Source organism: Micromonospora maritima (assembly GCF_902825405.1).
Classification (GTDB): domain Bacteria; phylum Actinomycetota; class Actinomycetes; order Mycobacteriales; family Micromonosporaceae; genus Micromonospora; species Micromonospora maritima.
The window spans coordinates 1-6,650 of sequence record NZ_CADEAU010000304.1 but is presented as its reverse complement, the minus strand read 5'-3'; the positions used below and the strand labels follow the sequence as shown (position 1 = coordinate 6,650).

At 76.5% G+C, this 6,650-nt stretch carries 7 protein-coding genes and 1 pseudogene; 4 read left to right on the top strand and 4 right to left on the bottom strand.

Annotated features, from left to right (window positions below; genetic code table 11):
* The 3 genes and pseudogenes from HUW36_RS22560 to HUW36_RS22550 all read right to left on the bottom strand — a co-directional run.
* Window positions 1–669: pseudogene (locus HUW36_RS22560) on the bottom strand (hypothetical protein); the annotation flags it as partial.
* A 68-nt stretch (window positions 670–737) separates the two neighbouring features.
* Window positions 738–1,556, bottom strand: a complete 819-nt coding sequence (locus tag HUW36_RS22555) for a TIGR04222 domain-containing membrane protein (protein ID WP_174530005.1) — start codon at window positions 1,554–1,556, stop codon at window positions 738–740.
* Window positions 1,557–1,580: 24 nt separating this feature from the next.
* Window positions 1,581–3,122 carry an ArnT family glycosyltransferase gene (locus tag HUW36_RS22550; RefSeq protein ID WP_174530004.1) on the bottom strand — a complete coding sequence of 514 codons (1,542 nt, stop codon included), beginning with the start codon at window positions 3,120–3,122 and terminating at the stop codon, window positions 1,581–1,583.
* Window positions 3,123–3,228: 106 nt separating this feature from the next.
* Between HUW36_RS22550 and HUW36_RS22545 the strand changes: the two genes are divergently transcribed.
* The gene (locus HUW36_RS22545; protein WP_174530003.1) at window positions 3,229–3,717 is read left to right on the top strand and encodes a GNAT family N-acetyltransferase; all 489 of its coding nucleotides are present in this window, start codon (window positions 3,229–3,231) and stop codon (window positions 3,715–3,717) included.
* A gap of 27 nt (window positions 3,718–3,744) precedes the next feature.
* Window positions 3,745–4,140 carry a cupin domain-containing protein gene (locus tag HUW36_RS22540; RefSeq protein WP_174530002.1) on the top strand — a complete coding sequence of 132 codons (396 nt, stop codon included), beginning with the start codon at window positions 3,745–3,747 and terminating at the stop codon, window positions 4,138–4,140.
* Between the two features lie 10 nt (window positions 4,141–4,150).
* On the opposite strand, the gene HUW36_RS22535 is transcribed toward HUW36_RS22540, so the two are convergent.
* Window positions 4,151–5,380 (bottom strand): MFS transporter, encoded by a 1,230-nt coding sequence (locus HUW36_RS22535; protein WP_174530001.1) that lies wholly within the window; start codon window positions 5,378–5,380, stop codon window positions 4,151–4,153.
* A gap of 69 nt (window positions 5,381–5,449) precedes the next feature.
* On the opposite strand from HUW36_RS22535, the gene HUW36_RS22530 reads away from it, so the two are divergent.
* Window positions 5,450–5,965 (top strand): MarR family winged helix-turn-helix transcriptional regulator, encoded by a 516-nt coding sequence (locus HUW36_RS22530; RefSeq protein WP_217428851.1) that lies wholly within the window; start codon window positions 5,450–5,452, stop codon window positions 5,963–5,965.
* Between the two features lie 34 nt (window positions 5,966–5,999).
* A complete protein-coding gene (locus tag HUW36_RS22525; protein ID WP_174529999.1) occupies window positions 6,000–6,566 on the top strand; it encodes a cysteine hydrolase family protein in 567 nt (188 codons plus the stop codon).
* Window positions 6,567–6,650 lie beyond the last annotated feature (84 nt).

Below are 6,650 nucleotides of genomic sequence, written 5' to 3'. Positions count from 1 at the left end.
GCCGCCGTGGCGTCGGGCGGTGCGCAGGACGCGCCGCCAGATCTCCGGGCGGGGCAGGTCGACCGCGACCACGTCGCCGCCCCAGCGCAGCACCGAGGGCAGCGGGCCCATCTCGGCGCCGGCGCCGAGCACCACGATCCGTTGGTCGCGCAGGTCCAGCCAGTCCGGGTTGGCCAGCACCTGGCCGACCGCCTCGGCGCAGCTGGGCTCGATCACCCCGGCGTCGACCCAGGCGTCGAGCCGGCGGCGCAGGTCGTCGCCGCGCAGGCGTTGCCCCCGGTACGGCAGGGACAGCTCGCGCTCCACCGGCCCGGCGCCGGTCACCGTGGCGGTCCGCAGCGGCGGTTCCCGGTCGTCGGACGCGAACGCCTCGGCCGGCGTGGTCTCGGGGCCGCCGTGCGGCGGGGCGTACCGCATGCGGGTGTGCAGCGCGGCGAGCCCGTCGCGGGCGATGCCCAGCGCGGCGTCGCGGGAGAGCAGGCCGGCCTCGACCAGGCGACGGAAGTGGCCGACGTAGCCCCGTCGCCAGTCGGTCTCGTGCTCGGCGGAGCGCGCGCCGACCGGGTCGACCGCGCGCAGCGCGTCGGCGACCACGGCGCGTCCCAGCGCGGTCGTGCTGCGCCGGCCGTCGGCGGTAGCGGGGAACACCACCCCGGTCGGGCCGTCCACGGGTCACCTCCTGCTCGCGGTCGTGGGGCCACTCTGCCGTATCGGCGTCGCCGCCGCCCGTCGAGGGCTCAGCGGCGGGCGGGTTTCGGCTCCGGGCGGGGTCGGCCGCGGTCCGGGTCGACGCCCACCTGCACCGCGAAGGCCGGGTCGACGGCGAGCAGCGGGCGGGGACCGAACAGCGCCATGGCGGTCAGCAGCGCGTCGGTGTCCCGCCCCTGCCAGGTGGGGCGGCGTTCGGGGTCGAGGTCGGCGTGTTCGCGTCGCAGCCGGCGCAGCAGGCGGCGGGCGGCCGCGCCGGTCTCCGGAACCTCGGTCAGCCACCAACCGCCCAGCGCGGTGGCCAGGCAGCACAGCAGCAGCCCGGCGACGGAGGCAGGGCCGCCGGCGGAGCGTCCCTCGACCGCGCTGTCCACGAGCCGGGTCACGCCGACGGCGGCGACCGCGAACAGCGGCAGGGTGGCCAGCGCGATCCGACGGCGTTGGGCGCGGGTGAGCAGCCAGCCGTCGCGCACCAGCCGGAAGACCATCCGGCGCAGCGCCCGGCCGACGTCCGGGTCGGCGAGGACGGCGGCCCAGGTCTGCGGCCGGCGCAGCGCGGTGTGCAGGGCCCGGACCAGCCCGGGTGCCCGGGCCGGTGGGGGGCCGTCGGCGCGCAGGGTGGCCAGTTCGCCGGTGTCCACCCCGCCGGCCCGGCGCAGCGCGGCCACCCCCACCTGGCAGGCCAGCAGCGCGCGGTCGGTGAGGTAGGCCAGCTCGACCCGGTCGGGCGTCGCGCCGCGGGCCCGTCGGCCGGTCAGCTCCCGTACGGCCAGGGCGATCGCGGCGGCCACGGCGACCGCCCCCAGGTAGTCGAGGAGGAAGAGCGGCCCGCTGACACCCCAGAGCATGGCGACAAGTATGGCGCGCCGGCCTCAGGACGCGTGCCGGACCTCGCGGTCCCAGATCTGCGACCAGGGGGGGCGCGGACCGCGGGCGACGAAGATCGGCCCGCCGTTCTCCTCGTTGTCGACGTCGACCCGCTGGTCGACCCGGCCGGCCTCGGTGACCTCGGTGAACCACGCGCGCAGCCGGTCGGGTCGGGACCAGCCGACGGCGATCACCACGTCGGCGCCGTCGGGCGGACGGCCGAACGTGACCATGCTGTTGTGCCCGGAGTACGCGCGGGGCAGGCCACGCGCCGGGCCGTAGCGGGCCAGCGCGCCGGCCTCGCCGTAGTTGGCGGTGAGCACGACCGCGCGGTCGCGTTCGGCAGGTGGCAGACCCCGGTGCACGGCGGCGACCGAGTCGGCGAACTCCGGCCACCCGATCGTCTCGCCGACGTCGGGGTTGGCCGCGACGACGAAGTCGGGCAGCCGGTCGGGCGGCAGCGTGGGCATCAGCAGCACCGCGCTGCTGGCCGCCATCAGCGCGGCGGCGGTGACGAGCGCCGCCTGCCGGGCCCGGGCGGCTCCCCGTCGCGCCCAGTCGAGGACGGGTGTCACGCCGGCGGCGGTGAGCACCAGCAGCAGCGGCGCGTCGTAGTAGCCCTTGCCGCCGGCCAGCACGACGACCGCGGCCACCACCAGCCACGCCCAGCCGAACGCCCGGTACGCCGACCAGGCCGGGCGGCGCAGCAGCGCCACCAGCCCGGCCACCCACACCGGGACGGCGAACGGGCTGATGATGAGCAGGTGCAGCACGAGCGCGTCCAGCCGGCCGCTGTAGGAGCTGTCGCCGCCGGCGATGGCCGAGGCGACGGAGAGCTGCGGGAAGCCGTGCGCCGCCTGCCACGCCCCGTACGGCACGGCGAGCAGCACGGCGATCACCGCCCCGGCCAGCACCCACCGGTCCCGCAGCAGGCGACGCGGCCCGGCGATCACGACCCCGGCGACCAGACCGACGCCGAGCAGGGCGGGCAGGGGCTTGTTGAGCATTCCCACGCCGAGGGTGAGCCCGGCGCCGAGCGCCCAGCGGGTGTCGCCGGTGCGCAGCATCCGTGCCACGCAGAACGCGGCGACGAGCCACACCAGCAGGTCGACGCTTGTGGTGCTGAGCAGGTGCCCGCCGGCCAGGACGATGCCCGAGGCGGCGGCGAGCAGCGCCGCCGCCGACTGGGCGAGCCGGCCGGCGCCGAACTCCCGGGCGATCGCGGCGACGAGCACCACCGCGGCGCCGGCGATGACCGCCGACGGGGTACGCAGCAGCACCAGGTTGCCCGGCGCGATGGTGTCGGCCAGCCGGGCCAGGGCGGGCACGAGCGGCCCCTGGTCGACGTAGCCCCAGTCGAGGTGCCGGCCGCACAGCAGGAAGTAGAGCTCGTCGCGGTGGTAGCCGTAGCGGCCGGCAACGGCCAGCAGGACGGTGGTGAGGGCGGCGCCGACCAGCCAGGGGACCGCCGTGCGTGGTCCGACCGGCGGCGGCCCGGCGGGCGTGGCGACCTCGGTGCGATCGACGTCGGCGACTGATTCGGCCACCCGCCCATGATGGCCCGGCGGGCCGGTGCGAGGTCGTCCCGCCGGCCTCGGCCGGGTGGCCGGAATCCGGTGGCCGGACGGTCGGGTCCCGGCTAGCGTGCCCGCCGTGCGCATCCGTGACTTCACCGACGCCGACTGGCGCCAGGTCTGGCCGATCTTCTCCGACGTCGTCACCGCCGGGGACACGTTCCCCTACGACCCGGCCTGGCCGGCCGAGGTGGCGCGCGAGGTGTGGGTGGAGCGTCCGCCGGGGCGTACCTCGGTGGCGGTGGACGACGGCGGCACCGTGCTCGGTACCGCCAAGATGGGCGCGAACCGGCCCGGGCCGGGCGCGCACGTGGCGACCGCGAGCTTCATGGTGGCCGCCGGTGCCCGAGGGCGCGGCGTGGGCCGGGCGCTGTGCGAGGAGGCGCTGGACTGGGCCCGCCGGCAGGGTTTCGCCGCGATGCAGTTCAACGCCGTGGTGGAGACCAACACGGCGGCCGTGGCGCTGTACCGGCGGCTCGGCTTCGCCGTGATCGGCACCGTGCCGGAGTCGTTCGCCCACCCGACGCGGGGGCGGGTGGGCCTGCACGTGATGCACCGTCCCCTGTGACCACCGCCGGTGCGCGAGGATGGTCGGATGAACCCTGAGCCGATCGAGTTGGCCGCCGCTTTGGCGCGTTTCGACCAGTTGTGGAGTCCGCGGATCGTCACCACGGTCAACGACTACGACGTCCGGATCGCGAAGGTGGCCGGCGAACACGTCTGGCACGCCCACGACCACACCGACGAGTTCTTCCTGGTGCTCGACGGGGAGCTGCGCATCGCGCTGCGCGACGGCGCGGAAGGGGCGCAGCGGGAGGTGACGCTGCCGCGCGGCGCGGTGTTCGTGGTGCCGCGCGGGGTGGAGCACCGGCCGTACGCGCCGGACGGCGCCTCGATCCTCATGTTCGAGCCGTCCGGCACGTCCAGCGTGGGGGACCGGCACGACGCGGTTCCGGACAGCGTCGACGCCACCACCGGGCACCGGCTCTGAGCCATCCGGGTCACCGCCGCGCCGGCTCGGGCTGGGCCGGCGCGGCGGCGACGGTCCAACCCACCCGGCGTACGCCGGGCACGGCGGCGGTGCCGGCGCAGGCGAGCAGCACGAGCACCCCGGCGACCGCCAGGGGCGCCGAGGCGCCCCAGGCCGACGCGGCGAGCGGCGCGAGGGCGTAGCCCAGGGGCATGGCGCCCAGCGACATGAGCCAGTCGTAGGAGGTGACCCGGGCCAGCACCTCGGTGGGGAAGCGGGCCTGGACCACGGTCTCCCAGACCGGGTTGAGAAAGCCCAGGGCACTCAGGGCGAGGCAGTACGCGGCCACGGTCAGCGCGGCGGGCGCGGCCACGGCGAGCAGTAGCAGCGGCGCCGCGTACGTGGCCAGCGCCAGGTTGCCCACCAGCACCGGGCGGCGGGGGCGGGCACGGGTGGCCAGCAGCGAGCCGACCAGCAGCCCGACCGCGCCGGCCTGTTGCAGCAGCACCCAGACACCCTCGCCGCCGAGCCGCGTGACGGCGACGGCCGGGCCGACGGTGAGCAGCACGGCGGCGGCCCCGTTCCAGACCGCGTGGGCGACCAGGCTGCTCCAGTACCAGTCGCGGGCGCGGACCTCCCGCCACCCGAGGACCAGGTCGGCGCGCAGGGAGCGGCGCTCGACCGGCACGTGCCGGACCTGGATGACGGCCAGCAGCGCGGCGCTGACGCCGAACGAGGCGGCGTCGATGACGAACGCCCAGCCGGGGCCGGCGGTCCAGACCAGCAGGCCGGCCAGGGCCGGGCCGGCGAGCCGGCTGGCGTTGGTGGTGGCGCCGAGCAGGGCGTTGGCCCGCTGCCGTCCCCCGGCGTCGACGACGCCGGCGACCAGTGGGGATCCGGTGGGCATGGCGAAGGCCGAGGCGGCCCCGCCGACGGCGGAGGCCACGGCGAGGTGGGCGAGGGTGGGTGATCCACCGAGCAGTTCGACGCCGACGACCAGTTGGGCGGCGCCGCGGACCAAATCGGTGGCGAGCGCGACGCGGCGGGCGGCGAACCGGTCGGCGACCACGCCGCCGAGCGGGAGCAGCAGCAGCCGGGGCACCATGGCGCAGCCGAGCACCAGGGCCAGCGCGGCGGTCGAGCCGGTGGCCCGCAGCACGGCGAGCGCCAGCGCGGTGGGGACCACGGCGTCGCCGAGGGCGGACACCGTACGGCCGAGGAAGAGCAGACGGAAGGCGGGGAGCCGGAGGGGATGCGTCACCGCCGGAGATTACTTCGACGTCGAATATTTCGACAACGAATATTTCGAGTCCGACGTACCGTGGGTGTCGTGACCGACCGTGACACCGTCGACCAGCATGTGGCGCGCTGGCAGCCCGTCCTGCCCGACCTCGACCCGGACGTGGAGGGCGCGGTGGTGCGGATGATGCTGCTCACCCGGCACCTGCGCGCGGTGAAGGACCGGGTCCTGGCCGACCTCGACCTGCAGGAGAAGGAGTACGGCACGCTGCACGTCCTCGCCGGTCGCGGCGGGCGGGCCGCCCCGTCGGAGATCGCCGACGCGCTACGGATGGCGCCCGCGTCGATCACCGCCCGGGTGGACGCCCTGGTCCGGCGCGGCTTCGTGCGCCGGATCCCGTCCGAGGTCGACCGGCGGCGCGTCGACGTGGCGCTCACCGGGGCCGGCGAGGCGATCTGGCGGCGGGCCCTGGACGTGGTCGGCGACGAGGAGCACCGGGTGCTCGGCGCGCTGGACGCGGCCGAGCGCCGGACGCTTACCGACCTGCTGCGCCGGGTGAACCTGGCCGCCGAGCGACCGACCGGAAACGTCGGGGGCCACGGCTAGGTTGAGCCCGACCGCAGCCGCCGAAGGAGCCGCCATGACCACGCTCACCGACCGCCCGCACACCGCCCCGCTCGTCATCGACGTGCAGAACGGCGTGGTGCGCGAGGCCCACGACCGCGACCGGGTGGTCGCCAACATCGCCACCCTGGTCGGCCGCGCCCGCACCGCCGGCGTCCCGGTCGTCTGGGTGCAGCACCACGCCGACGACCTGCCCGCCGGCAGCGAGCCGTGGCAGATCGTGCCGGAGCTGGCCCGCCGCGACGACGAGCCGCTGGTGCACAAGGCCTACGGCGACTCCTTCGAGGACACCGACCTGGAGCGGGTGCTCGCCGCCGGCGGCGTGGGCCGGCTGGTCGTCACCGGCGCGCAGACCGACGCGTGCGTCCGCTCCACGTTGCACGGCGCCTTCACCCGGGGCTACGACACCACGCTCGTCGCCGACGCCCACACCACCGAGGACCTCTCCGCCTACGGCGCGCCCCCGCCCGCGCAGGTGATCGCCCACACCAACCTCTACTGGGGCTTCCAGGGCGCGCCCGGGCGCACCGCCGGCACGGTCGACACCGCCGCCGTCGACTTCGCCGCCGCCGCGGTGGCCTGACGCCGCCGGCCGGCGTCACCGCGCGGGCGGAAAACGTCTGGCCGACCGCGCCCGGTGCTGACAGGCTGCCGGTCATGACCGCAC

Bases quoted from the DNA above. Each gene is read 5' to 3' on its own strand.
- HUW36_RS22525 (WP_174529999.1), top strand. From the start codon at position 6,000: ATGACCACGCTCACCGACCGCCCGCACACCGCCCCGCTCGTCATCGAC.
- HUW36_RS22555 (WP_174530005.1), bottom strand. From the start codon at position 1,556: ATGCTCTGGGGTGTCAGCGGGCCGCTCTTCCTCCTCGACTACCTGGGG.
- HUW36_RS22540 (WP_174530002.1), top strand. From the start codon at position 3,745: ATGAACCCTGAGCCGATCGAGTTGGCCGCCGCTTTGGCGCGTTTCGAC.